Below are 25,264 nucleotides of genomic sequence, written 5' to 3'. Positions count from 1 at the left end.
GCCTGCTTACTGGCAGGCCGCTATTTTAAATATGTTTGCAGTGCTGTTAAGTCTACCTTTGCTTGTAATTTTGCTGCGATTAAATATAACCCTGCCAGTTTGCGGTGAATAAACAACGCATCTACAGGTGGTGTATGCCACTCGTTAGAGCGGCCATTCAACGCTAGCCCTTTTTCACTGAGCTCTTTACTCAGTTTGCTGTTAGCGAAATCAAATGGGCCGTTGTAGCGAAGCGGGGTCGTTGCAAGTAAAAACAGCTCAATAACCGCATCACAGTACTCAGGTGCAATATTTGTGTCGAAATAGCCGATGTCGCATGCAGCCTGTTTAACGGCGGCATGGTCTTGCTCCATGGCAGCCCCAAGCAAGCTTTTATAACCACTGCTAATAGTGTCGCTGACTACACGTGTTGCGCCAAAGTCTAGTAACACGATTTGAAGGGGATCTTTATTAAATAGATAGTTGGCAAAGTTAGGATCGGTTTGTATCAATTTAAGTTCGAACATTTCAATAAAGAAAAGCTCGATCAGTGTTGCCATAATTTTATTGCGAGCTGGCTGTGGTAAAGCAACAGCCTCGGCTAGTGGCTCGCCAGAGACGTATTCCATAGTCAGCAGATGCTTGCTACTTAGGCTTTGGTATACCTTAGGAATTTTAAAGCGTGTATCTTTTGCAAGTCCGCAGGCAAACTGCTGCAAATAGTTCGCTTCTTGTTGATAGTTAGTCTCTGCGAGCAATTGGAATTTAGCTTCGGCTACTAAAGGGACGATGTTGATGTTTTTAGGAAGTAGACCAGTCATTTTGATAAGACTTACTACGTTGTCTACATCGCTTTGAATACTTTTTGCCACCCCAGGGTATTGTATTTTTATGGCAAGTGGTTGACCATCTTCGGCATTGGCTTTATGCACCTGCCCAATGGACGCTTGTGCAAAACTTTTTAGCTCAATATGGCTAAACTTGTCGAGCCAGTCTTGCCCCAACTCTTGTTCTAGTGCGCCAATGAGCTGCTTGTATGGCATCGGCATTGCATCTGCACGCAGGTGTGTAAGCAGCATCGCAAGTTCAGGTGGTAATAGGTCGCCTGCATCCATTGAAAGCAATTGACCTAACTTCATTGCTGCGCCACGCAAATGGCTCAGTTTTTCTGCAACTGCGTGAATATTTTTGCTTTGTAGTAGTAAATCAGTGCGGTTGACGGGTTGTCCTTGCAGTGTCTGCCTTGCCCCTTCAAGTAGCATATTTGAGGCAACTTGACCTGCCAGCCCACCTAAGTGAACTAGGCGGCTAAACCGAGATGATGGAACTTTACGTGAGCTGCTCTTCAAACTTAAACCTTGGTGTGACTGTTTTATTTCGCTAACGAATAATACGGTATACGCTACTGTTAGGTTCACCTCTAAGTGAGCGGTTTTGAGGTAACGCACGTACAAAAGGCTGACTAAAACCTATGGAGAATGCTATGTGGTGTGCAGATTGTGAAGCAATTGAGTCATATTTTTTTGAAACAACGTACTTTTGGTTTTTCCTGCCGACCAGTAATGCTGAGCAAAATTTGATGCAAATGTGCACTGAAATGGCGCTAGCCCCAGAGTTAGTAGCAGATAAATGCATTACTGTTCAGGTGAATAAAAATGGACTTTCTACGTTTTTAAATAATATCGGTGGTTGTTTAGCAGGGCCAGAGTTCGGCCAGTCCAAAGTGACGACCATGGCACAAGAAGGCCACCCAGATATCAATGCGATTAGCCGAGTCGCCAGTGTAGAAACCTTCGCGCGCCGCCATCAAGCGCGGTGGATTAAAACTGCGGTAGAAAACGAGACGTACCAAAGCTGGTTTCAACCCATTGTACGAGCTTATTCGGAGCCGGGAAACCTTGATGTGTTTGCTAATGAAGCGCTATTTAGGCTGTTCGATGATGAAAATAATATGGTACCGCCAAGCCTCGTTTTTAATTTAGCCGAGCAAAGCGGTTTACTCTTTTCCCTTGATTTAATTGCACGAAAGTCTGCTGTAGAGCATGCTGCTAAAGCGAATTTGAATTCCAAGATATTCATAAACTTCAACCCTTCTAGCATCTATGATCCGTCATATTGTTTGCGTTCGACCGCCTCTGCGATTAGTGAACTGGGGTTTCAACCTCAGGACATCGTATTTGAGGTGACCGAGACACACCAAGCTCGGGATATGAATCATTTGAAGGGAATTTTGGCGTTTTATCGTAGCTGTGGCTTTGGTGTTGCACTAGATGACATTGGCTCTGGGTGGTCGAGCTTAAATATGTTGGCGCAGCTGAGACCAGATTATATAAAGGTAGATATGGAGCTGGTAAGACACATCGACACCAATCAACACAAGCGTAATATTGTCTCTCATTTAATCCAGCTCGCACATGAAAATGGTATCGAAGTAATTGCGGAAGGGGTGGAAAGTCGTGCAGAAGCACAAGTGCTCCGAGATATAGGGGCAGATTATCTGCAAGGTTATTATTTCGCGAAACCAGCTGCGCTGAGTACACGATTGTCTAATAACCTTGAAGAGGAGATAACGCAAAAGGTAAAGCCCTTATCAAACGCCGCTAATCAATTTGATAGATTGTGATAAATAAGCAAGAGAGGGGAAGAAGTTTTTAAAGAAGCCGAGATAGTATCCCCCTTCGAGTTGAAGCTGCCATTTTAGGAGCGTCCACATTTGAGGTGGGTGTCTAAACACATTTGAGGTGGGTGTCTGGTTTAAATTTGATAAATACAGTAATTGCAAGGACCAGCTGCCTAAACGAAGTGAAGAGTTGCCTCAGGGTATTTAGATTCAAAATGACAACGGCTATTTTAGATAACAGTGTTCTGCCAAATAGCACAGGTTGTGCGCCTCTATGTTCTTCAGTATAGGTGATTTCATTGAATTCCTTGTGTATCAAGTCCGATAAAAAGTGTGCTATGTTTGTCGATGTTAGTCTCCGCTGTTTAGTTATTTGACAAACTCATTATGGCTCTGGCTTTGCCTTAAGCTAAACCACAAAGAAGCGGAGGGTAGCACTGTGTGGGAGTCATTATGTATGGGGAATATGGAAGTTAGACTTGTGGTAAAAATCATCCTTTGCATCTGGTGTGTCTGTTTAATTGTTGGTGGTGCAACACATATTTTTGATAGTGTTTATTTTGGCTTGTTGCCGTACAAGTTCGTCCCATTATGGCTAAATATTTACTGGTCAGCTTTAGGCGTTATAGATTTAGTTGCTGTCTTTTTACTGCTCAAGTATAGGTTGCAAGGGGTCTTACTTACGTTAGCAATCATGTTAAGTAATGTAATTGTTAACTCTATCGCTTATTATTCACTGGAAGTTATTTCGGATGCTTGGTCGTTACAGCTTCAAACTTTGTTTTTTGGGTTTTGTTTAGGGTCAGCATTTTTACTGTGGCGTACAGGTGTTGTTAAACAGACGTAGTAAAAAATAAGTGACAAAAATAAAGAGATACGAATAGCGAATAGATCAATAGCGAATAGATTAGCGAATAGATGAAGATTAGCGAATAGATGAAGATTAGCGAATAGATGAAGATTAGCGAATAGATGAAGATTAGCGAATAGATGAAGATTAGCGAATAGATGAAGATTAGCGAATAGATGAAGATTAGCGAATAGATGACACCCACAACTATTTGCACCAACGCTGGAAAATGCAGGTTAAAAAGTATAAAAATACTTCAATCACTGGGTACAAAAACGTTTTTCGATAGGGCTATTTTTTAGCACTCAAGCGTATCCATTCACTAAAACTGGGTTATCGCGTATGACAAATAAGTAAAAATAAGTGACACCCATCACAGAAAATAAGTGACACCCATCACTATTAGCCTCAAAGCTGAGAAAGTGAAGTTAAAAAGTATCAAAACACTTCAATCACTTTGGTCAAAAACGTTTTTCGATAGGCCAATTTTTAGCGCCCAAGCATATCTTTACACTCAAACCGGGTTATCGCGCACGACAAGGCGCTGCAAATACAGCAGTAAGAAATTCGAAAATTGAGAATGTGAGTTTTGCTAAGCTAACAAGCGCTCGCAGTTTGTTAGATTCGTCCGCCGTCGTTTTTGTAGTGTTTCACAGTAAGCGGTTATTGTTCGCTCTCGACCAACTGCACCATGGAATACCCGAGAAAATTGTGTGGTGAGTTTTATCCGGTTCTCAGTCTCTATATTTAATCGAGTAAGAATGGGTTGTGCTTCATCGATATACCCGCGTTTATCGGCGCGAATACATTGGCCTGTGAGTTCAACCAACTCAATATAGGACTTGAGTTCAAAAGGCAGGCCTTTTGGCATATGTTTTCGTGGGCTGCCCGCAAAGCGTAGTAGGCTTTTTGGTTGTTTGCCCTGTTTAGCGTGGTCGATGCGTTTTTTGATGCTGGTGTAGTCTGAGGTTTCAGGTGTTGCTGCGATTTTGGCTCTAATGGGGTTTAGGTCTACGTAAACGAGACAAGCAGCCAATGCCGCCTCGTCCAGCAGCGCTTGGGATTTAAATCGTCCTTCCCAAAACCGACCTGTACAGTTATCTTCTTTATTTGCTCTGCGGGCGATGTCTTCGTTGAGTACTCGCATAAACCAGCTAATATCTGCAAGTCTTTCCCTGTACTTGGCGACATGTTCACTGAGTATCAATTGCTCCAATTCACTGAGTGGCTCACCTTCAATAAATTTTTGGCTTATCCAATTGCCTTTAAATAGCTTGTGCCACCGTATCACAACTGCTTTATCAGACAGGCGCTTAGCCTTTCTATCATCAACATATAAAACAATGTGGGTGTGATTACTCATCACGGCATAAGCACAGATATCAATACAAAACACAGACCCTAACATTAGGAGCTTTTCTTCAACCCAATCCCGGCGATGCTCGTATGATTTGCCAGTAAATTTATCTTCACCGCATAGAAACGCGCGCCTTACGCAACGGGAGATACAGTGGTAGTATTTGGTGTCGGTTAAACTGATTTGCTTTTTACGGGCAGTAGCCATAGTTGGTTTCCTCAATCCTTTGAGTGCAGAATTAAAGCTTAGACGGCATCTTAGGATGATGCAAATTAGTGATGGGTGTCTGTGATTTAGCATGTGATTTACAAATTAGTGATGGGTGTCTGCGATTTACAATTTACAAATTAGTGATGGGTGTCTGCGATTTACACTGGCTTGCGATTTACACTGGGTAAAAGTTTCTTTTGGGCTAGAACTATAAAGGTCCCTTATCTGACAAAAAATGAAGCACTTGAGTTAGTCGAGGAGCTTAACAATTACTTACATCGCACATAATAAGTCAAGACTGCCGGACTGCTTCGCTGCCGCAGCTTGACGCATTAGGCATACAAAGGAGAATGATATGCAAAAACTAAGCTTTGCATTAATGTTGATAGCTGTATCGTTTTCAAGTGTAGCTGGGAACGAATTTACACCTGAACAATTAATTGAAAAAGGTAAGGCGTTTGTCCAAGCTAAAAATGCGCGCCAGCAACCGAGTAGTAAGATTGAGGATATTGAAAACTATTTATCTTTGTTGTCAGACAGCTTTATTGATGAACACGTTAAATACAATTTCACTTATACCGATAAATCTAGACTCCGGCAAGATATGGTCGGAAAGCTCAAAGACGAAGTTATTAGTAGCAGCATCACTATCAATGAGGTTATGACTGGCTCAAATGTCATTTTTATCAAAATGACGGAGTCTGGTAAAGTAAAGCCAGCGCATCTAGACAAAATCATTGAATACAATAAAACCAACATTGTCTCATTGGAATTCGATAAATCCGGTTTAATTAAGCGTATACGAAGGCACCATGGTTAAAAGTGTGCCTTTGAGCAAGGCATTGGTTAGGAAGTTATGCGTAAGTTTTTAAATGTGAGTAAACAACGTCAAACGGCGTTAGAGAAACAATTTCCAAATCTTATAGATTTAGCTCAAGTTAACGAAATGAAAGGGTACACTTACTTAGCTGTCTCTATTTTTGACCATTGGCTAACGCGAGATGAATCAATAGATCTATTGGGTGATCTTGATACAAACGAGATCATAAGAAGAGCTTCTAAGTTTGAAACCTTCAATCAGTTATTATCAGAACAAACAGAAATTTTAACTTTTCGGTTTCGTGGACTAAGAGGCGACAAACCTAAGTTTAAATCATTCCTATCACAGCAAGTGCAATCTTCGTATTTGAGACAAACTGATATGGGGATGTATCAAGTTGTTCTCCCTGAATTAAATGCGGTGTACTTTGAAGGCAATGACGACACAAATGTGATTTATTTACAAGATCTCAGTGTTAGACCCATTATTGAGTCATGTGCCGAGAAAGTTGGCTTACATTGTCTGGATCATTGGTAATCTAACCAGAGATTATGGCGTCAACGAAATTGTAAGAGTCGTTTAAAGCTGTGAATACGTTTTAATCATTGGGAGTCAAAAGTGCTCATACATGGGGCTTTTGGCGCTTGCCACATTACAGCATTGTTTAGGCTTAGAGATCACATTACTAATGTGTTTAACAAATGTATTATATATTGATTTTTTGTTTCTCCGCTGCCAGTATAGTCATTAGCTAGTTTCCATTTTGGAAACTTTAAACAATGATTATCAAGGAAATAAAATGAAACTGAGCCTTAAGAAAAGGAACATGAAAGTACTCAATAAAGATAATAGCCAAATAGCTAAAAATGTCACTTTGCAAATTGCTGGTGGTTATAATCGAGGTTATACAGACTTTTATTTTTGTGGGACAACGCATTGTCCATCTGCGTATCCAGAGTGTGAAACTATGGGGTGTAACGCGTAACCTTGCTCCATAGTTGGCGATTACTCATCAATTCATAGGTTTGTTCTGAATCTCAAACCTGTGAATTGTAATTCAGTGCATTCCTATTTTATCAAACACCTTCCAAAGTGCCTTTGCGTTTACTTGCTACAACACAGAAAAATCACGACAAGTAGAGATTGACTCTCTGAGTGCTTTAAATATACGTCACTTTTATATGTTGGGCTTTGTATCAAACACTCTTTTGTAGTATGGCTTTTAACGTTTTACTCTTTTTTGATTGGTATGTTATATTGTATCAATTGTGGGCGAGCATGACAAAGGAGAAAGCGTGAACGTAAAAGTACAGTCGTTTGGAGACAAGGCAGCAATTGGGTTATCTATGTTGTGCTTAGTCCATTGTTTAATATTACCTTTTTTATTATTTGTACTTCCTCCCTTTGCGGGCTTATTAGCGCTCTCTGATGAAGCTTTTCACGAGTGGTTACTAATAGCCGTAATACCCATTAGCGTGTTGGTCCTTGGGTTTGGCTATATGTGGCATAAGTCAGGTCTTGTGGTGGGCGTGGGGTTAGTGGGCTGCACACTCTTGGTGCTAGCAACTATATTTAGATGAACAACGCGGAGAAACCTTGTTCACAGTGCTTGGCGCTATGCTCATCTCCTACGCTCATCTTCGAAACTATGCGCTGCGTCGCAATTTTCACTAAATAAAACCCTATTTGGAGTTACTATGAATAGCCTTATGCCAATAGAGCCGTTGCTTGAGGTGGACTCAGTGCATCATCAGCAGTCAGAACACGCTACCGTGTTAACCAAGATTTATGAGCCTGACACCAATATTGTGATTTGGCAACATGCATTATCACCTGCTTTGAAAACAGAGTTTGGTCACTACTTAGAAACAGCAAAAGAGATAGAGCTAGCGCTACAAATTGCGACTAGCAATATCACTTGCGAAGTTAGTGAGCCGTTAAAGCGGCTGAATTTTAGCGATACGATGGTGGCGCATATTATTGAAATAGTAGATATGTTTAGCTGCTTATTTGAACTTCGCGTCGTTGGTTTACGGTTAAAAATACTCAAGACTGCAATGTGCCCGAAATTTCATGCTGATAAAGTACCTGTACGACTAGTGACTACACTAGCAGGCGCTGGCAGTGAGTGGCTTAGAAACCAGCATGTATCAAGGGATGGCAACAAACTGACTGTTGTCCCGGAAGCAGACGCAATATCACTAGCCTGTGGGGATGTGGCATTATTAAAAGGCGAGCGTTGGGAAGGCAATGAAGGCCGTGGCTTAGTGCATCGCTCGCCCGCGGTAGAAACCGGAGAAAAACGATTGCTACTGACGTTAGATTTTATCGCATAGATTGGATTCATTATGACAACAAAATTAACTGCATTTGTATTTAGCGCTATTTTTAGCCTCTCGCTGTTGGGATGCCAATCGGAGCCTTCGAATACCGATACCTCCGTGGTAAGCGGCCAAGCAACGGCCGCACCGCTTAAAATCGCGACTTGGAACATGGAGCATTTAGCGTACCCATCGAGCGCAGGATGTAGGCCTCGTGACGAGCAGGAGATAAGCGCACTGCGCGATTATGCAAAAGGGCTTAATGCAGACGTTATTGCACTGCAGGAAGTCGCATCGGTTAAAGCATTAGAGCAGGTCTTTCCAAGCAGTGAATGGCAGTTACTGATTTCAAATAGAGCTGATAGCGCGACGTACGACTGTAGAGGAAGTGGCAACCTCTCTACACAGCAGAAAACCGCGTTTGCAATTAAAAATAGCCTTACCTCAAGCAAAGTGGATAACGTGACCGAACTTAGCGTGGATGTTGAAGGGCTAAGACATGGTCTAGTTGTGACCTTAAATACTCAGTTTGGCGAGCTTTCAGTGCTTAATGTGCATCTTAAAAGCGGCTGTTTTGTTGATAACTACTCGACTTCGGATAAAAAGGCCTGTCGATTGCTGGCAGAGCAATTACCAGTGCTCGAGTCTTGGTTGGAGAAACACGCAAATAGCAACACCATTGTGTTGGGCGACTTTAATCATCGTTTAAGCCATGGCGACAATCAATTTTGGCAGCAGTTAACCAAGCACCAAAATAATGCCTCCGCACCTTTGATAAACGCAACTAAAATACTGACAGGTTGTCATCCACGTTACCCTGTGCCGATTGACCATATATTGCTGAGCAACAAACTTGCAAACACGGTGAAATTCGACCCCAGCGTACACTTTTTTGCGGATATGGCTGAAGAGAAAATGCTCAGCGATCACTGCGCTATTTCGGTGTCAATTAGCATGCGTTAAGACGGTTGTTCGTTGCACCAAAAGGGAGCGTATATAGCCAAAAAGCCAACCGGTGACGTGCAAATATTATCAAGGTCTAATCGCCAAAAGGGGGTGTCTTTAACGGTAACTTTAGTGTTGAAATTAGACCTTATTTGCTTTAGTCTGCTGCGCAAATTGAGCTGAGTTATATAGACTTAGCGCTTTGCATTCAAAGGATTTGAACAATGACTAAACGCTTTTGGTTTACCACGCTTTACGGTGTATTGCTGGCAATCATTTTATTGGTTGTGAGCACTCCTTCTCAGGCTTATTTAAGATTTAAAGATGCGTCGGTAGCGGATCCTCACTTCTCTCAGCTACAAGTTAAGCTCGATATTAATAAAACTGGTGCACTTCAAGTGACGCAGCAAGGCATATTGCAAGGCGGAAACTTCGATTGGCAGGGTCTCGCACAAACAATTGAGCTGGATGTGAGGTATCCAGATGGTACACACTATCTGAGCGATATCAGCATTGACTCAGTAAAAATCGACGAGCAAGAAGTGCGTTATGCACTGAAGTATAACTACGATAGAAGTGCAGTAACGCTCGTAATAAGCAAAGAGCAGCTCCCAAAGCAAGGGCAAGCTCAGCAATTTGAAGTGCGATATCAATCAAAAAACCGTATGCGATTTTATCCGGCATTGGACGAATTGACTTATGCACTCTTTCCGAATGTTAATCTGAAAATAAATAAGCTCACCGTCTCCATTCTCTATCCTCAAACCGCGACGCTGAAGGAGCATCAATTGTTTGTCGATCATCTAAGCAATGATGCGTTTGTGATAAGCAATAGGATGGTTGATGGACGTAATCAACTCCTGTTGAAGAGCCAATCTGAGATAGCAGATAAAGCACAGGGAGAAATCGCTCTTGCGTTTGAAAAAGGTGTATTTAAGGATAACTATCTTTACCGCAAAGTTTGGTATCCGTTTAGAGTGTTATTTATTGCTTTGCCGTTTTTAATGCTATTTGCATTGGCTGTGTGGCAAACGCGTAAGCGCCTCCACGCATTGCCAAAACTTGCCGATGCGCATCCTTGTTCAACTCAACCACCAGACTTACCGATTTGCTTGGTGAGAGAGCTGGTTGCTGCAAATATCGAACGCATGCTAACAGCAAAAGACGCGTTAGCTGAGGTGCTAAAGCTTGCAGTGGCGAAACAGTTAACGATTAGCGAACGGGGTAAAAACAATGATGAATTTAGTAATGTTGACCCAAAAAAGCTGCATCAAATTCAGTTAAATCCTGAAGCGCCGAGCCAGCCAGAGGCGGTTGGGTTAAGCGGTAAACTGCATCGTTACTTTTATCAACAGCAAGACGTACAAAACCCGAGTGGAAAACGCAAGCGAAAACGAGTGATAAAAAACCGCTTTGTTATTAACAAAGGAAACGAGGGGAGAACGCCTTTCACAGAAATAATATGTCATTATGTGAATAATGCCGAGGTGGGGAAAGCTCAGCATAATGTAAACTTTCTTGCTTTTATTGTGCCTATTTTACTTTGGTTAAGTGCTTCTTTTGTTGTGATTGGAGTTGGTGCTGGCAATGGGTGGCAAGTATTTGCGGGTAGTTTAATTGTAGGTTTATTGTGCACTTCAATATTATTAATTGCGGTGCTTATTGTAGAGATGTTCATAGAACATCGCAGCGAAGATAAAAAGAGCCGGGAAATGTGGCTTGTACGCGCGTTAATTTATATTCCTACCTATTTATTCTTATTATGGATGTGTGTTGATGGTGATGATGAGCTGGTGAATGGTACCAGTGTGGTTTTTCACTTCTTTTACCTGGGTTTTATTGCGGCTTTCTTTTCATTTATCGGGCCTTCCAAGCAATTTAAAGCTTGGGTATTGCAGTCTCAGCAATTTTATCAATACATTAAACTTAAGAGTCAGCACTGCTTCGCTGAAGGAGTCGAAAAAGCGGAGTACGAAGCATTGTTACCTTATGCGTATGCATTTGGTTTGTTGAATGAATGGATTAAAGGGTATGAGGCCTACCTAACAGCTGAGCTGGACGACACTATGCCTTTGATCCCTTGGATCAGGTATAAAAAAATTACCGAGCCGAGAGAATTAAAGCAACATTTAAGTTGTCTTGAAGCGGTCATGCCTGCAATATCATGTTTGGCCTATGATAAAAATATTGTGTATTAGGGGCTGTTGCTAACATAACCTGAGGTTTGGATAAGGAATGAGCTAACTCATTGTTTTTAATGCTATATTAAATTATACCCTTATCTAGCCAGTCAGTTTTAGGGATAACAAGGCGAATTTATGCACCAATAGCTGGCTATTGGAAGTGAATTCAACGCAGTTAGCGCTAAAACTGGCTGCTAGAAAGGCATTAATTATCCGAAGCTCAGGTTAACGTAAGCAGTAATTTGACAACCGCGCTTGATGATTAACTTAAACGAAAGGAGTGTGCTATGCCATCTGCAAACTTACTTGCCTTGCTTGATGATGTCGCTGCGCTAACAAAATTAGCGGCGACCAAAACTGCTCCTGTGTTAGGTGACGACCTTGCCGTCAACGCAGAGCAACTATCGGGTGGAATAAAGCCTGATAGAGAGCTTGCTGTGGTATGGAAGGTGTTTAAAGGCTCCTTGCTGAACAAGTTTATTTTAGTGCCCGTGGCTTTGGCTTTTAGCTACTTTGCGCCGTTTATGATCCCCATTATGCTAATTTTAGGGGCGCTGTACTTGCTATTTGAGGGCGGCGAAAAAATTCTCCACGCTATTTTTCACCGTCAGGAGCAACAGCAAGAAACCGATGAGTTTGTCAAAGCGCTTGAGGATGAGCGTGTTGACTTGGTCGAGTTTGAAAAAGACAAAATCAAGGGCGCTATTGTTACCGACTTTGTTCTGTCGGCGGAAATTATCATTATTGCGCTGGGGGCGATTGCTGATCAGCCTTTTGAAAAGCAAGCAATAGTCCTTTCGTTAATTGGGCTTGCGCTGACAATCGGGGTTTACGGGATTGTGGCCCTGATTGTTAAGCTTGATGATATTGGTTTAGCCATGATTAAGGACGCAAGTAAGACGACACTTGCGGCGATAAAACGTGGGGTGGGTAAGGGGCTGCTTTATTTTGCTAACGGTCTGATGAAGTTTTTGTCAGTCGCCGGTGTGCTGGCAATGCTTTTAGTTGGTGTTGATATTTTGGCTCACCAGTTCCACTTACTCGAAGAAATTGTTCACGCTATCGAAGAGCTGCTCCCTGCAATGAGCTGGCTTTTGAGTATTATCGCCAAGCTTGGATTGGGTGCGGTGATTGGTGTCATTATTGCGGCGGTGCTAAGTCAGTTGTTGGCAGTGTTTAAAAAGCATAAATAATCGCAAGTAGCCCGTATATTTCAGGGCTACTTGCAGAGCTTTTCGATTACCTTCTAATCGGCACTTGCTGGTTGATTGGCTTTTGCGGTGCTTCATTGAGGTTTTGTGGTAATAAACGTTTGGCTTTACGCTGCTCCCGTAGCGTAAATTGCAGCGCTTTTAAAATCCGCGCATCCAATGGCGTTTCGCAAAACGGGCTTAGCAGGTTGTTCTCTTCCGTCGGATCTTCACTCAAGTTATAACACTCGTATTCACTGGGAATGAACTGAGTGGTTGTTATTCCGTCAGGGTTGCCGACGCCAACGACATTACTCACAGACGATTGCGTGGTAGGCTCATCGTTACCACCAAGATCAACTAAGTTCGGGTCTTGCTCATAGAATCGAGCACTATCAAAATAACGCACAAACTTCCATTTCGTGTCACCGCTGATGTCCGGTAGTTGCGTTACCACGGCTTCGATATGATTCGGTTGGATAATACTGTTGTAAGCTTTACCGGAAAGCATATTCGTCATATCACTACCAACCTCGATGTTGTCATCGGTCATAAAGTAAATGGCTTCTTCTTGAGGCGACGTTTCACCTAAAATAACGTTGGCTAGGTTTCTGCCAACGAGTGGCTGTGCTTCACTGTGATCTTTAGCAAGTTGAGTACGAGTTTGCTCAATATCTATATCTGCTAGACCAAGCAGGGTAGGCAGTAAGTCGATATGTGATGTGGTGATATCAAGCTGCTTAGGTTGATTGAAAAGCACAGGATTAGAAATAATAAACGGCACGTTTAATACTTCTTGATAGGCGGTGTACCACTTTTGATGTAGACCGCCGTGAGCACCCAGTAGCTCACCATGATCTGAGGTAAAAACGACAATGGTATTTTCATAAAAAGATGACCGCTTTAATGCGTTAAATACCTGTTCTATATGCTTGTTCACTTCTGCGATAAGGTAGTAATAAAACTGTCGATAGGTTTCATCTGGTGGCTGTGGTAGATACATATGCGGGTACATAAGCTGATAGTCTTTTTGGCATCTAGGCTTGTCCATTAAGCTTTCATTTTGGCTTGGGGCTGGCGCAACACTTGGAAGGTTACCTGCTTCTTTTTCGGCATAAAAGTTGGAAAACCAATCTTTTTGTCCCATTAATACAATGTCGTGTGGGTTTACGAATGAAGAAACCAGTAAAAATGGCGTTTGGTCGCCGTTTTGTGCCTTTTCTTCAAGTTGTTTAATGGTTTCACAAACTTGATTGGCAAATCCCGGATCTCGAGATGTACCTGAATTGTTCTCTGCAGCGCCATGAGGTTCAGGACCTATCCATTGACTAAAGCCAAACTTATCTAGACGCTCAGCGCGCTCATAGAGCGCTTGTTTTGCTGGGTAAGGCTCTCCGGTTTCGGAGTTACTATACAGCGCTTGCTGACTCCCCGGTACGATAATATCCTCATCGGAGAGGTGCCACTTACCACGATAATAGGTTTGATAACCCGCTTCGCGAAACCAAGAGCCCATGGTTGGCACGGTATTGGGAGCCAGCCAGAACATGTTTTGATCAAATGACGACTTGCCAATTCCAGGTGTTTGGCTGACGCCGTGTAGGGATGGATATTGTCCTGTGTAAATGGATGTTCTACTCGGTGCGCATGCCGTTGCTGCTGCATTATGGTTCATAAATTCCATGCCACAGCGGCGCATTTCTGCCATGCACGCACTGTGCTTGAGTCGATACTCTTTTGCTTGTGAATTTTCGTAAGGTGGAGGGAAACGCTCTTCATCGGTGGTAATGATTAGAAAATTCGGTTGTTTGCCATTAATCTTCATTACAATCTCCTTTTAACTTGTACAGGGCAAATGCCCACGGAGAGTGTAGTTGAAGATCCTTAGATATTTGCGCTTGGTGTAATTTAATTGTTTTTTTATTTTAAATAATGTGTAAAAACAACATTCTGTATTTTCTCAACGACGAATAGAAAAAAGGCCTTATCGGCCTTTATATAGGTTTTGGTATCTGGTGAGTTACCAGTCGCCTGGGTCGCCGCCATCTGAGTCGCTGATCTCCTCGTAAGTACCGCCAGTGTCAATACTCAGCTGTTTAAGAAACTGAAATGTTGGGGTACTAGATACTGACTGAGATGCAGATGAAACATCCAATACATACATCTTATCTTTATTAGCCAGAATATTTTGCACTGTGCCTGTATAGATTGTGGCATTGAATTGCACTGGTGGTAGCTCAAACAGGTATTTAGAGGTTACGCTCGTTTGCCAATTTGAGCCGCCACAGCTAGAGACTGGGCTGTCATTTTCGCCGCCATCAGTAGAACCATACACTCTTAACAGTGCGCCATTAGCGGCTTCTGTTGAGTAGTTTGCTCTTAATTCATCAGCGCCATCACACATAGCTTGTGCAAGTGCAGTTAACCCTGAGCACCCTTCTGGATCTAGTTGATAGAGTGCCATCATTGCCGCATTGAAACCGACAAACCCGTTAGTTAGGGATTGAATTTGACCGCCACTAGCAAACGTTTTCACATTTAGCTGTTGGCCATTAATTGTGGCATCTAAAAAGAACTTTGATACTTTTTGCACTGCTTGTTGCTTTGAGAACGAACATCGGCTTTGTCCATCTGGGCGTAACGTGTTCATTGAACTACTGCGGTCTAAAAAAAGCACGCCATAAGATTCAGGTGCAGCGAGTGAATTGAAACTCGACATTGTGGTTGCCAATACAATGGCAGATACTAAGATTTTCATCATCGTGAACTCCATGTCAAAAGAGACCATTTGCATTATCTAGTCGGAAAACTCCAAGACTGCGATAAGATATTGTTCAAATGGTGTAAGGAGTATCTGGCCGTACTGCTGATGCAGATACCTGATTTGCGCAAGTAAAAAAAATGAACTCAATTGGTTGCAAATTTGTTGCGCAGCGTAAGGGTAGGGTAGATTCTGATTTTATCCATTACACCTCATTACAGCGAAAATTTATTTTTAAAACATACTGTTACATTATTTTTATAAGTAAACTTTAATACTTTCAAGGTTTTATATTTAGCTGCCTGACATAATAGCGGTTGCGATTTAGTTTCTAAAAAATATACAGTAGGATGAAGTAAGCGGTACTCAAAAGTACGAAATAATAAAAACAATGACAGGACGTTTTATGAAGCGATATCTATTTTCTCTCTTAGGTTTAATTGCCATCGTCGCTGCTGGTTGGAAGTTTACCCAGTATCAGTCTCATTATACTTCTGACTATGTTGATGTAGTGTTGCCTTCACAAGTGCTTAATGAAGATCGAAAGGTCTTTATTCGCCTCCCGAAAGGATATGACAAGGCACGTAGTTACCCACTCATTATTCGCACCGATGGCAACTTTAATCTCGCACGGTGGGATGAGGTACTTAGCAGCCTCGCCGAACAAGGTAAGGTAAAAGATGCCATTTTAGTGTCTATTCCCAACCAATTTTGGACAGAGACCCGTAACCGCGACTTAGTACCGCCTTATGCTCGACAAGATGTTACGATTGAAGCTCGTCCAGAGAGTGACAATGATCCTGCCATTTTTGGTCGTGCAGATCGTTTTTTGCAATTTGTTGAAAGCGAGCTGTTACCCTATTTAGACGCTAACTATTCAATTAACGACAACCGTGTGTTAAGTGGATTCTCTGCTGGTGGAAGTTTTGTACTTTATACCATGGTGACTAAACCTGCGCTTTTTGATGGCTACTTTGCGTTCAGTCCTGCAGCGTGGTACGACGACTCGGTTGTCGTAAAAGAATTCGCAAAAAGCCTAGCAAGTATTCAAGGAAAACCTAAGTATATTTACCTCTCCATCGGCGGTGCTGAGAATGACATTATTACGGGGTCATTTCACGGTTTATTAGATGCACTTGAACAGCATGCGCCTGCTAATGTGCGTTGGGGACACAGCATTAGCGAGGGCGCGGGGCATTCGCAAAACCCAGTGGTTTCCGTGCCACTTGCGTTGAGTGAATATCATCACTTTAGAAAAAATCAGTTAATGTAAATGCTGCAATGCTTTGATTTCAGAGAGTAAATGTTTTTGCTCGCGTTCACTTAGCCCTTCAAGCTTAAGCATGGCTTGGTAGGTCTTTAATAGCGATGACTTATCTCCTTTTTGCTGATAAGCCATCGCCAATTGCTGCAGTGCCTTGAGGGACTCTGAGTTGTGCTGGCTCACAAAGCTAAATAGGTTGATGGCCGCAGTGAAGTTACGTTCGAATAGGGCGGCATACCCGAGCGAAGTCAGTGCATTGTAGGGGTAAGCCTTGAGTCCATATAGTGACTTAGCGATGGCGACATGATTTTCCAGCTGAGTGATACTAGCGGCTGCTACCTTCAAGGATGGCTGGTAATGGTTGAAGAGGTGCTGCAGACCATGATAATAGCTCGGGTAGACGGCGCTCATATGGGTTTCGCCGCTAAAGTGCTGCGCTTTGAAGTCAATTCCATTTGGCTTTCGCCAAGCATCATTGAGACGTTGAAATGACTGAGTTATGATTGCGCTTTCGTCGGCCATGCTGATGTAGATACACTTGTTGATTAACGCTTTTGCCAGTAAGTCATTTAATAATCGCTCTTTATCCCACCAAAGGCTTGGACTTGCCAACATCACACCATTAAATAAATCGGGTTTTTCAAGTAGCGCATAGGTTGCAAACAGCCCGCCGAATGAATGTCCTGCTAACGCGCGATAGCCTGATGTTCGATAATGCTTGTCTACGTAAGGGATGAGTTCTTTGTCGATAAATTGCAGTAGCATTTCCGCACCGCCCGGGTTTTGCTGCCGTGTTGGGCCTGCAAAATGTCCCAGTACAGCAAGGCTGCCTTTGCGATAAGGCGGAGTAAGATCTCGAGTGCGGTGTTCGTTGGTTTCGATGGCAACAATGATAAGTTCCGGTATTTTATGTTGTTGTGCCAAGAAGCGAGCCGCTGAAGCAGTATGTTCGAGATTACTCTGACCATCTGTCAGATATAACACTGGATAGCTTGTATTGCCTTGCTCATAGCTTGGTGGTAGGACGATATGAACCGTTCTTTTTTGCGAAAAATAAGCGGACGAAAGCTGCAGTGTCGAGTTCGGATCTACTGAGTTATTAGCAACAGCGCTACCAATTGACAGCAATGTAAAAATAGCCACGATAACAATGTGAGTAACTAACCTAGTTTGCATAACCGCTCGTTCCTTGCTTAAAAATCATCGCTAATTTAACACGAGTCAAAACGACAAGGAACGAGTTATATAGAAGCGCCTAGGAATTATTTGTTTTGTCTTGAGCTTTGCAAGGTCACTATTACTCCACTCTCATTGGTGTTTGTATCTTCTTAAGTAATTTAGAAAAGATAGGTTTTAAGCAAAAAAGAGAAAACACTGAAACTAATGCCATCACTAAAATGCCGATCAGTGGAATAGCATAACCAAAGGTAAAACTAGCACCGACCACGTGTCCCAATATGCATTCTGCGCGGTAGATTGGATAAAATAATCCAGCTATCAAAAGTCCTAAGGCTGTATATATGGTGAGGCTTTGATAACCGAACTCCCAAAGGGCTGATTGCAACAAACTAAAGAGTAACATCACAAAGAATGCGACCAAAAACTCAGTAGGAATAACCACGGGTGCTGTTTTTTTAATGCTCTCTGTGCCAATTGCTTTATGTAGCCGCAGTGCAGTAAGCCAAGCTAATACGGGAATTATGATAATTCCCCATGCGTTAGATACTGCTGGAAAATCCGCTCTGTGAAGTAAGTGGTGACTCACTATTCCGCCATTTAAATGTTGCCACATCAGCGTTAATATCACGAGCAAGATTGCCGATGTAATTAGGCCTTTGTTGATTTTTTTCGCTTTGACTGAAAGCATGTTTCTACTCCTAACTGATTAAACTGTAATTTAACTAAAAAAGACGGCTGAAATACGTGGCCACCACATCATGACAGCAGTCGCGCAGACGCCAATCGCGGTGATCACAAAACCAAGGCTCATCATCACCGCGATTATCCAAACTGTTATGTTGACTTTGGTTTGGCGTTTTGCCCAAAAGTAGAGCTCTGCGAGTACCATTGGTAGCAGATAGCAGGCAAACGAAATAAATATATCGACAGGGCCATCTAAGGTTGCGGTATTGCCATTGAAGCCTTGGTTGACCATGTACCAACCAAACAAATACAGACGAAACGTCCACACCCCATTAACCAAGAAAAAACTATGTGCGGCATAACGTTGATGTGTAGCGATATTTTTTTGTATGGCAGCGCGCCAAGCAAAAAATATCGCAATGGGAATTAATATACCGTTGAGTGTTATCCCAATGGCACCAACATCGCTTAGCCTAAGACCGGTTACCCAAGTGAGATATAACCCTGTGAGTGCGCCCGAAATACCGAGAATAAAAAATACGCGTCCGTTGTAGCGGTGAAAGCGTGGGAAGCGTTTTCGCACCGCAGGAATAAGCTGTAATAAGCCGCTGGTGGCCAAAATCACAGCGGGTAAAACATGGCTAAAAAACACCTTGGCATCTTTTGTGTGTCCACTCGCCGGTGAAGCGGCTGCACTTTGCTCTGTGAGCTCCATGATGAGCGGAATGGCGTACAGGCCTAAAATATAAACAGCAAACATCCATTGCCCGAGCAGTGCAACACATATCCAGCTCTTTACGGCACCATTCAATACGCCAAAGGGACTAAAGAAAACCCTTGTTGAATTGGTTAGATTGAGGCAAGACAAAATACTTATCCTTATAAATCAATAAACTTGATATATAAAATGACAAGGTTTTGCTATCTCGTCGCTTTGATTTTGAAAATCAAAGCAAAGAAAGTAGGCCGAATTTTAAAAATGGCGGTGTTAAGTTTGCTTAACCTGATGTAATGGTTATTTACAAAGTTAATTTGAATGCTTTTGGTGTGGCTGTTAGAGTTTCTGTGTCGATCAATATTCCTTCAACCACCATGACTATTGAAAACTATTACCTACTTTTGCTTAGCCTATGTTGCACTTTAGTTGTTGCTCAGCTTTTTGTAAAAGAGAAAAAAGCAGCACATTTACTCTTTGCTTTAGTGTGCGGCTCGATAGCATTGGCCACGACCAAAAAGCTGACTCAGGACTCCTTAAATGGATATCAGTATTTAATTGGCATGGTCGCTTGTGTGACCTGTAATGGGTTTTGGTTGCTTGCTCGGGCACTATTTAGAGAAAAACATGCCATTTTAAAAAGGCATGTTGTGTTTGCAATCGCCATTGCTGCATTGGTCATATGGCGACAAGGTTATTTGTTTATCGATAGTCAATTACACATGACTGCTAGCGGATTTGTTGAGTGGCTTAACATTGCGGCGTATGAGCTTACCTTGTTGTTGTCATCTAGTGTGCTCATGCTGGCATTTTGGGAAGGGTGCCGAGGGTTCTCGCAGTCTCAAGGGCAAGAAAAAGCACAAAGGGTGCTATTCTTATCCGCTTATTTTATTTGCGTCGCAGGCACCAAATTAGTCGAAAATCGCTTTGCCAACAATCGTGAGGTTCAAGAATGGGCAGTGACAAGCGCAGCCATCCTCATCATATTGACGGCGCAAGTGTTACTGTATTGGCGATTTTCATCTCAACGTACAATTACATCATCCGTTAGGCTCATTGAATCAAATGAACCAACACAAACCGAGGATGATATTGCGCTCCAGCAACAGGTGGAACACTTTCTTATCAAGCAAAAAGGCTTTCTCAAAGAAGGGTTAAAAGTCGCTGACTTAGCTCAGCAATTTAATGAACCTGAATACAAGATAAGCCGAGTGATACGGCAAAACCTGCAAGCGCGCAACTTCAGCCAATTGGTCAATGAGATGAGGGTTGAGTATGCCAAAGTGCTGTTACAAGACCCCGCTAAACAGCATTGGCCAGTACTTGTCGTTGGACTGGAAAGTGGTTTTGCGTCGGTTGGACCATTTACTAGAGCATTTAAAATCGCCACGGGAACCACGCCAAATCAATTTAGAAAGCAAAATAACCAAACGCAAGTGCTACGTGAAGCGCAAGATCAACAGGCCTAATCTAGCTTAGTTAGTTTGTATTGTAGCTGCTGAATAGGTAGCTCTATCGTCTGTGGATCAAGCTCTGGCGTAATATCACTGACGGGAAAGACGTTATCTATTTCCACCGCATTCGCGATAGCGTTAGTATCGCCATTGGGTAAAAAAGTAAGTTGGGTGTAATCACTGGGCTGTAAGTCATACCGAGCCAGCGTTGCCTTTAAATCTATGCTGTATTCGTATGCGGCTAACAGGCTACCTGCGTTATCGTTGTATCTGCAGATCCGCCATTGATAGCTACTTTCGATAAACTCCAGCGCCCAAATCCCACCTTTATCTTGGATCATTTGTTGTGGTTGTTGGCAGGGCTGCGGTAGAGGCAGTAAACGGCTATGAGACCAAAGCCCCTCGTGGTTTTGGCACAATAAGTCACCTTTACCAAGGTCGATAATATGCGAGCTTAGACCATATTGGCAAAACTGGGAGGCGGGAACGAAAAAGGGTGCGGTATGCTTGTTAAGCGCGCCAAACGCAATATAGCCCATTAATACCTCAGTATTGGTCATCCAGCCAAGATAAACATATTCATCATCTTGCCAGTTTGTTGATGCGATTTTCCCCTGTTTAATGGTGTTAGTCAGCGTGAAGTTTTCGCTTTTGCCATTAAATGTACAAGTCAAACTGCCTTGTGTAGCGTCGATGTTGCATGATTGCTTAGCTCGCTCCTGTGATAGCCGCTTAATTTTAGAGTTTGGCGTTTGATGAGTAAGCGCGGAGGTGAATTTAGCTGAAGCAGACAACTGGCCGGTTTGATCTTGTTTAAAACGGCATTTAGGCTGTATCTTTGAGGAATTGAGCACGACACTACCATCAAGTACAGCAAGCTCACAGCTTTTGGCCATTGTGCAAGTTGTGAGCAGTATAAAGCCTGCAAAGGCAATCCACGTGTTTTGCAAATCACAATACTCATCAATCATCAGCTACGTCTTATAAACATAGCTGATAACACACTGATTAAGCAATATGTGCAGCAATACCCGACTTCCCATTAGCGACTTCGGCTTTGAGCACTTGGCCGTTGATGTAATCGCCACTGTTTTGTTTTCGGTAGGGGATTGGCTGCTCACTGAATACGTGTGTTAAGCGCTCTGACCAATTGGCAATTTCATCAGCTATACGCTGATTAGGTTCGCCTTTGGCGTCGAAAATAACATGGTTTTGTAAAACGTCCATACCAGGGAAAAACAAAGTCCCGTGCGTGATCGGAAACAATAATTCGTCCATTGTGCCGTTTATCCCTAAAGGAGAGTAATCCTCATATCCACCCCCTGTAGTTACGCAAATCAAGGCACGTTTTCCCTGTAAAATCCCCTCGCCGTAGCGCAATTGGTTCCCCTTGTTTTGATAGCCGTAAGCAAAGCCGTAGGCATAGACTCTATCAAACCAGCCTTTAAGTATGGCGGGCACGCTGTACCACCAAAGCGGAAAATGAAAAATAACCAAGTCTGCGGCCAGCAATTTTTGCTGCTCTTGAAGAACATCTTCGGTTAGGGTATTTGAGTGATACGCTTTGCTAGACGCAGTAATAATCGCAAGTGGTGCTTGAGAGTCATCTTGTGGGAAGTCGGTTGCGTCGATCACTGCTTTCCAGTTCATTTGGTATAGATCTGAGGTTTGAACTTGCAAGCCCATGCGCGTTAAGGTTTCGACACTGGTTTTGGCGAGTGTCAGGGTTAAGGAAGTCGGCTCTGGATGTGCCGATACCACTAGTGCGGATTTGGTCATGATAAGTGCTCGGTAACGAATAGGTGTTGTTACTATCTCTATAATCTTGTTATAAATGAAATTAAATATTTTTGCTCCAGGTATAAATTAAATGGATAGTAAGAGGGTGGACTTAAACCTGCTTCAGACTTTGGTGGTGTTACTGGAAGAGTGCAATGTGACCAAAGCGGCAGATAGGCTGAACCTCAGCCAGCCAGCAGTAAGTACTCAGCTAAGTCGTCTGCGTGGGCTATTTGATGATCAGTTATTAGTCCCTATTCATAAAGGCATGCTACCAACTGCCAAAGCGCTTGCTTTGCTGCCTGAACTTCGCGCTGCGATGAAGTTAGTGAGCAATGTGTTAGTAGAGCATCAAGACTTTATCCCTGAAACGGCCAATTTAACCTTTAAAGTGGCATGTACAGACTATTTACAGCTGGTGGTGATGACAGAGGTGATACGGCGTTTAAAAGTTGCTGCGCCCAATATTAAGGTCGTGCTTTGCCATCTAAAAATAGCAACGCTTGCAGCCCAGCTACAACACTCAGAACTCGACTTGGCATTAATGTCGCCGGAATGTGGGCCTGATTCATTAAGATTTAAAACCTTATATCAAGAGAAGTATGTGTTGATTGGCAGAAACCACCATCCACAGCTAACGTCAGAAATGACAATCGCAGATTATGTGAAGCTTGAGCATATTGTGGTGTCTTTTGAGGGAAATAGCACCTCGACATTCGTTGATTCAATCTTGCAGCAATATGGTGTATCGAGACAGGTGATGACGTCAGTACCCTCATTTTTATTGGTGCCGGAACTGGTGAGAAATACTGAGTTGGTTGCACTTATTCCAGCTCGTCAGGCATCAAAACTCGGAGCAGATTTTACCCTCGTTGAAAACCCTATACCTGACTGTGCTTTTGACGTCGCTATGGTGTGGCACGAAGTGCAGCATCAATATCCTGCACTTCGTTGGTTACGGGCGTTTATCAGTCAGACTATGGCTGAGGTTTGTTAGTCGTTTCCTCTTGCTCCTCGGCTTGCTCACTAACTTGCCCATTGTCGTCGAGTTCATCGTCATTGTCGCGAGGTTCGTCTTCGTCAACAACAAGCAGCTGCTCGTGCGCCGTTTTTTCCTCGATACGCGGATCCATGGTGGCAGCGAGCGGTGAGCTGGTAATATCAGAAGTCGCGGCAACATAGTCGCTAGGCTCTGGCTGCTCGGCTTTTTGTCTAGCGTTGATAAAGTGGAGGAGCAAGAACATGACAACGGTTAGTGCGCTTAACGAAGCGTATAGGGCTTGATGGCCAAAATGGGACATGATCTGTGCAATCGCGGCCGAGCCAACACAAGCACCTCCCCCAAACGCCACCAGCAGTGCAGAAGAAACGCCAACACGGTCTTCATCATCAACACGGGAGTTTGCTAGTGCCGAAGAAAGTGGATACATGGTAAATGCAAATAACCCAAAGCCAAAAGTCAGCCAAAGACTGTAGCTTGGGCTCAGTGGAAGCAAAAATATACAAAGAGAAATCAAACCGATAAAAACGGCATTACTGCGCAATAAGATACTTCTGCGAACTCGGTCAGAGATAATGCCCATTGGCCACTGTGCAAGCAAGCCTGCAAAAATAGTTACCGACATATACATAGCAATTTCTTCGGCATTAAACCCTGATTGACTGGCAAAAGTCGGGGCGAGGCCATAAAAACTGCCATTAATCACACCCGCAAAACAGACCGCGGTGAGAGATTGAGGCACTTTTTTGAAGTAGGTAAACAAACTCACTTGAATGGGCTTAAGTGGCTTTGGGTGGATCCGCCTCGTCGTTGAAATTGGGATAATCCCAAAGGATAAGGCAACGACTATTAAAAATAGCGGCGCATAGCCAAGCTCGGGAAAGTTAGACAGCGCAAACTGCCCAGTTACCATACCGAGGTAGGAGGTGAGCATGTAAAAAGAAAATACTCGCCCCCGTTGCTCGGGTGCCGCTTGTTCATTCAGCCAGCTTTCGAGCACCATAAAGTTACACATCATGCCAAGACCAACCACAAGTCGTAGCCCAAGCCAAAGATAAATATTGTCACTCACCCCATGTATTGCTACGCAGGCCGTCACTGCCGCTGTGCTTGCCGCAAACGCGCGGATGTGCCCAACCGACTTGATCAAGTGGTAGCCTAATTTGGCACCGAGCAACAAACCTAAGTAATAAAATGAGGTAAGCAAGCCAATCCAAAATGTACTGACGCCGCGCTGACCTAAATAAAGCGCTAAGTAGGTGGTCAGCAGGCCTGTCCCACCGACTAAGAATAGATTTGTTAAATAAAGCGATGGAAAAGATTTCATATCGACCTTGGGATTCATTATGAATTTGTGTGTAACGCTATAATAGTAGGGGAGAAATAGTTTATTTCCAAGCAAAAAGCTGTTGACTGTTTATCAGCCTTGTTTGTTTGTGTCGTTGGCTGATTGCTACATAGTCTAAGTTATAGGGTTGTTCAGTGTGGTTCTGGCAAAAATACAGTGATAACACGCGAATGATTGAATTGTTGCTTTAATTGAGTTGAGTGTTTTTTGTTCAGGTGATACAACTTAAATTCAGGACTAAATTATTACGAGCTAGTTCCTGAGTTTATCAATAAAACAAAAAAGGATTACCAATGAAATTAACGGTTAAAAAATTAAAGTCTTTATCTAAAAACAGCCAAACACTTGATTATGCTGCGACGCCTAATGTGGCAGGTGGTTATACAACGAGACCTGGCACGATTGGTTGTGAAACCACGACCAAAGAGTGTGATTTAATCACCACGGCACTTTGTACAAGCGCTCGATGTGGTAACTACACGACTGAAAATTGTTAGCAATCAAGTAAGCAGGAGCTGGGCTGTACCTGCCTTTATTTTTTGTATTTTATTGATTAATCAACCTGAGCTCAGAATAACGTTTGACGTACATACCAAGCTCAGGCC

The 25,264-nt window shown here is 43.0% G+C and carries 24 protein-coding genes; 14 read left to right on the top strand and 10 right to left on the bottom strand.

The window, feature by feature from the left end:
• Window positions 1–20: 20 nt before the first annotated feature.
• Window positions 21–1,328 (bottom strand): ABC1 kinase family protein, encoded by a 1,308-nt coding sequence (locus B1L02_RS12705; protein ID WP_223192011.1) that lies wholly within the window; start codon window positions 1,326–1,328, stop codon window positions 21–23.
• A 134-nt stretch (window positions 1,329–1,462) separates the two neighbouring features.
• On the opposite strand from B1L02_RS12705, the gene B1L02_RS12700 reads away from it, so the two are divergent.
• Window positions 1,463–2,602 (top strand): EAL domain-containing protein, encoded by a 1,140-nt coding sequence (locus tag B1L02_RS12700; protein WP_088531316.1) that lies wholly within the window; start codon window positions 1,463–1,465, stop codon window positions 2,600–2,602.
• A gap of 454 nt (window positions 2,603–3,056) precedes the next feature.
• Complete coding sequence (locus B1L02_RS12695) at window positions 3,057–3,446, top strand: hypothetical protein (protein ID WP_223192012.1); 390 nt, start codon at window positions 3,057–3,059, stop codon at window positions 3,444–3,446.
• Between the two features lie 595 nt (window positions 3,447–4,041).
• Here the strand turns inward: B1L02_RS12695 and B1L02_RS12685 are convergent.
• A complete protein-coding gene (locus tag B1L02_RS12685; RefSeq protein ID WP_088531314.1) occupies window positions 4,042–5,013 on the bottom strand; it encodes a transposase in 972 nt (323 codons plus the stop codon).
• A 358-nt stretch (window positions 5,014–5,371) separates the two neighbouring features.
• Here B1L02_RS12685 and B1L02_RS12680 point away from each other — a divergent pair, with 358 nt between their 5' ends.
• The 8 genes from B1L02_RS12680 to B1L02_RS12645 all read left to right on the top strand — a co-directional run bounded on the left by B1L02_RS12680 (window position 5,372) and on the right by B1L02_RS12645 (window position 12,478).
• Window positions 5,372–5,836 (top strand): hypothetical protein, encoded by a 465-nt coding sequence (locus B1L02_RS12680; RefSeq protein ID WP_088531313.1) that lies wholly within the window; start codon window positions 5,372–5,374, stop codon window positions 5,834–5,836.
• Window positions 5,837–5,872: 36 nt separating this feature from the next.
• Window positions 5,873–6,373, top strand: a complete 501-nt coding sequence (locus B1L02_RS12675) for a hypothetical protein (protein ID WP_088531312.1) — start codon at window positions 5,873–5,875, stop codon at window positions 6,371–6,373.
• Between the two features lie 262 nt (window positions 6,374–6,635).
• A complete protein-coding gene (locus tag B1L02_RS12670; protein ID WP_017217836.1) occupies window positions 6,636–6,821 on the top strand; it encodes a hypothetical protein in 186 nt (61 codons plus the stop codon).
• 310 nt (window positions 6,822–7,131) lie between these two features.
• Window positions 7,132–7,416 (top strand): MerC domain-containing protein, encoded by a 285-nt coding sequence (locus B1L02_RS12665; protein ID WP_420541214.1) that lies wholly within the window; start codon window positions 7,132–7,134, stop codon window positions 7,414–7,416.
• A 117-nt stretch (window positions 7,417–7,533) separates the two neighbouring features.
• Window positions 7,534–8,172, top strand: a complete 639-nt coding sequence (locus B1L02_RS12660) for a DUF1826 domain-containing protein (protein WP_088531311.1) — start codon at window positions 7,534–7,536, stop codon at window positions 8,170–8,172.
• Window positions 8,173–8,184: 12 nt separating this feature from the next.
• Complete coding sequence (locus B1L02_RS12655; RefSeq protein ID WP_088531310.1) at window positions 8,185–9,120, top strand: endonuclease/exonuclease/phosphatase family protein; 936 nt, start codon at window positions 8,185–8,187, stop codon at window positions 9,118–9,120.
• Between the two features lie 206 nt (window positions 9,121–9,326).
• Window positions 9,327–11,300, top strand: a complete 1,974-nt coding sequence (locus B1L02_RS12650; protein ID WP_088531309.1) for a DUF2207 domain-containing protein — start codon at window positions 9,327–9,329, stop codon at window positions 11,298–11,300.
• A 272-nt stretch (window positions 11,301–11,572) separates the two neighbouring features.
• Entirely contained in the window at window positions 11,573–12,478 is a 906-nt protein-coding gene (locus B1L02_RS12645) for a DUF808 domain-containing protein (protein ID WP_088531308.1), read from the top strand.
• A 46-nt stretch (window positions 12,479–12,524) separates the two neighbouring features.
• Here B1L02_RS12645 and B1L02_RS12640 read toward each other — a convergent pair whose 3' ends face one another.
• Together B1L02_RS12640 and B1L02_RS12635 are read right to left on the bottom strand one after the other, a co-directional pair.
• A complete protein-coding gene (locus B1L02_RS12640) occupies window positions 12,525–14,300 on the bottom strand; it encodes a sulfatase-like hydrolase/transferase (RefSeq protein WP_088531307.1) in 1,776 nt (591 codons plus the stop codon).
• A gap of 195 nt (window positions 14,301–14,495) precedes the next feature.
• Window positions 14,496–15,236 carry a hypothetical protein gene (locus B1L02_RS12635; RefSeq protein ID WP_039492137.1) on the bottom strand — a complete coding sequence of 247 codons (741 nt, stop codon included), beginning with the start codon at window positions 15,234–15,236 and terminating at the stop codon, window positions 14,496–14,498.
• 406 nt (window positions 15,237–15,642) lie between these two features.
• On the opposite strand from B1L02_RS12635, the gene B1L02_RS12630 reads away from it, so the two are divergent.
• Entirely contained in the window at window positions 15,643–16,509 is an 867-nt protein-coding gene (locus tag B1L02_RS12630; protein WP_088531306.1) for an alpha/beta hydrolase, read from the top strand.
• On the opposite strand, the gene B1L02_RS12625 is transcribed toward B1L02_RS12630, so the two are convergent.
• The 3 genes from B1L02_RS12625 to B1L02_RS12615 all read right to left on the bottom strand — a co-directional run bounded on the left by B1L02_RS12625 (window position 16,501) and on the right by B1L02_RS12615 (window position 19,231).
• On the bottom strand, window positions 16,501–17,676 hold the full coding sequence (locus B1L02_RS12625; protein ID WP_088531305.1) for an alpha/beta hydrolase-fold protein: 1,176 nt from the start codon (window positions 17,674–17,676) through the stop codon (window positions 16,501–16,503). The genes B1L02_RS12630 and B1L02_RS12625 overlap by 9 nt on opposite strands.
• 121 nt (window positions 17,677–17,797) lie before the next feature.
• Entirely contained in the window at window positions 17,798–18,367 is a 570-nt protein-coding gene (locus tag B1L02_RS12620; RefSeq protein WP_088531304.1) for a hypothetical protein, read from the bottom strand.
• A 30-nt stretch (window positions 18,368–18,397) separates the two neighbouring features.
• On the bottom strand, window positions 18,398–19,231 hold the full coding sequence (locus B1L02_RS12615; RefSeq protein WP_088531303.1) for a DUF2306 domain-containing protein: 834 nt from the start codon (window positions 19,229–19,231) through the stop codon (window positions 18,398–18,400).
• A gap of 197 nt (window positions 19,232–19,428) precedes the next feature.
• Here B1L02_RS12615 and B1L02_RS12610 point away from each other — a divergent pair, with 197 nt between their 5' ends.
• Window positions 19,429–20,547, top strand: a complete 1,119-nt coding sequence (locus tag B1L02_RS12610; protein ID WP_223192015.1) for a helix-turn-helix domain-containing protein — start codon at window positions 19,429–19,431, stop codon at window positions 20,545–20,547.
• Here the strand turns inward: B1L02_RS12610 and B1L02_RS12605 are convergent.
• Window positions 20,544–21,503, bottom strand: coding sequence for a hypothetical protein (locus tag B1L02_RS12605; protein ID WP_088531301.1), 960 nt, complete (start codon window positions 21,501–21,503; stop codon window positions 20,544–20,546). The genes B1L02_RS12610 and B1L02_RS12605 overlap by 4 nt on opposite strands.
• A 37-nt stretch (window positions 21,504–21,540) precedes the next feature.
• Entirely contained in the window at window positions 21,541–22,311 is a 771-nt protein-coding gene (locus tag B1L02_RS12600) for an NAD(P)H-dependent oxidoreductase (RefSeq protein ID WP_088531300.1), read from the bottom strand.
• A 91-nt stretch (window positions 22,312–22,402) separates the two neighbouring features.
• On the opposite strand from B1L02_RS12600, the gene B1L02_RS12595 reads away from it, so the two are divergent.
• Complete coding sequence (locus B1L02_RS12595; protein ID WP_088531299.1) at window positions 22,403–23,308, top strand: LysR family transcriptional regulator; 906 nt, start codon at window positions 22,403–22,405, stop codon at window positions 23,306–23,308.
• Here the strand turns inward: B1L02_RS12595 and B1L02_RS12590 are convergent.
• Window positions 23,289–24,638, bottom strand: coding sequence for an MFS transporter (locus B1L02_RS12590; RefSeq protein ID WP_088531298.1), 1,350 nt, complete (start codon window positions 24,636–24,638; stop codon window positions 23,289–23,291). The two genes, B1L02_RS12595 and B1L02_RS12590, sit on opposite strands and share 20 nt — an antisense overlap.
• A 314-nt stretch (window positions 24,639–24,952) precedes the next feature.
• Here B1L02_RS12590 and B1L02_RS12585 point away from each other — a divergent pair, with 314 nt between their 5' ends.
• Window positions 24,953–25,156 carry a hypothetical protein gene (locus B1L02_RS12585; protein WP_088531297.1) on the top strand — a complete coding sequence of 68 codons (204 nt, stop codon included), beginning with the start codon at window positions 24,953–24,955 and terminating at the stop codon, window positions 25,154–25,156.
• Window positions 25,157–25,264 lie beyond the last annotated feature (108 nt).

The sequence above is a fragment of the Pseudoalteromonas piscicida genome (assembly GCF_002208135.1).
Taxonomy (GTDB): Bacteria; Pseudomonadota; Gammaproteobacteria; order Enterobacterales; family Alteromonadaceae; genus Pseudoalteromonas; species Pseudoalteromonas piscicida_A.
Note: the sequence above shows the minus strand (reverse complement) of the source record. Positions and strands in the feature narration are given on the sequence as shown.

Bases quoted from the DNA above. Each gene is read 5' to 3' on its own strand.
- B1L02_RS12650 (WP_088531309.1), top strand. From the start codon at position 9,327: ATGACTAAACGCTTTTGGTTTACCACGCTTTACGGTGTATTGCTGGCA.
- B1L02_RS12655 (WP_088531310.1), top strand. From the start codon at position 8,185: ATGACAACAAAATTAACTGCATTTGTATTTAGCGCTATTTTTAGCCTC.
- B1L02_RS12605 (WP_088531301.1), bottom strand. From the start codon at position 21,503: ATGATTGATGAGTATTGTGATTTGCAAAACACGTGGATTGCCTTTGCA.
- B1L02_RS12695 (WP_223192012.1), top strand. From the start codon at position 3,057: ATGGGGAATATGGAAGTTAGACTTGTGGTAAAAATCATCCTTTGCATC.
- B1L02_RS12600 (WP_088531300.1), bottom strand. From the start codon at position 22,311: ATGACCAAATCCGCACTAGTGGTATCGGCACATCCAGAGCCGACTTCC.
- B1L02_RS12620 (WP_088531304.1), bottom strand. From the start codon at position 18,367: ATGCTTTCAGTCAAAGCGAAAAAAATCAACAAAGGCCTAATTACATCG.
- B1L02_RS12700 (WP_088531316.1), top strand. From the start codon at position 1,463: ATGTGGTGTGCAGATTGTGAAGCAATTGAGTCATATTTTTTTGAAACA.
- B1L02_RS12595 (WP_088531299.1), top strand. From the start codon at position 22,403: ATGGATAGTAAGAGGGTGGACTTAAACCTGCTTCAGACTTTGGTGGTG.
- B1L02_RS12675 (WP_088531312.1), top strand. From the start codon at position 5,873: ATGCGTAAGTTTTTAAATGTGAGTAAACAACGTCAAACGGCGTTAGAG.
- B1L02_RS12635 (WP_039492137.1), bottom strand. From the start codon at position 15,236: ATGATGAAAATCTTAGTATCTGCCATTGTATTGGCAACCACAATGTCG.
- B1L02_RS12630 (WP_088531306.1), top strand. From the start codon at position 15,643: ATGAAGCGATATCTATTTTCTCTCTTAGGTTTAATTGCCATCGTCGCT.
- B1L02_RS12670 (WP_017217836.1), top strand. From the start codon at position 6,636: ATGAAACTGAGCCTTAAGAAAAGGAACATGAAAGTACTCAATAAAGAT.
- B1L02_RS12660 (WP_088531311.1), top strand. From the start codon at position 7,534: ATGAATAGCCTTATGCCAATAGAGCCGTTGCTTGAGGTGGACTCAGTG.
- B1L02_RS12640 (WP_088531307.1), bottom strand. From the start codon at position 14,300: ATGAAGATTAATGGCAAACAACCGAATTTTCTAATCATTACCACCGAT.
- B1L02_RS12685 (WP_088531314.1), bottom strand. From the start codon at position 5,013: ATGGCTACTGCCCGTAAAAAGCAAATCAGTTTAACCGACACCAAATAC.
- B1L02_RS12625 (WP_088531305.1), bottom strand. From the start codon at position 17,676: ATGCAAACTAGGTTAGTTACTCACATTGTTATCGTGGCTATTTTTACA.
- B1L02_RS12585 (WP_088531297.1), top strand. From the start codon at position 24,953: ATGAAATTAACGGTTAAAAAATTAAAGTCTTTATCTAAAAACAGCCAA.
- B1L02_RS12590 (WP_088531298.1), bottom strand. From the start codon at position 24,638: ATGAAATCTTTTCCATCGCTTTATTTAACAAATCTATTCTTAGTCGGT.
- B1L02_RS12680 (WP_088531313.1), top strand. From the start codon at position 5,372: ATGCAAAAACTAAGCTTTGCATTAATGTTGATAGCTGTATCGTTTTCA.
- B1L02_RS12645 (WP_088531308.1), top strand. From the start codon at position 11,573: ATGCCATCTGCAAACTTACTTGCCTTGCTTGATGATGTCGCTGCGCTA.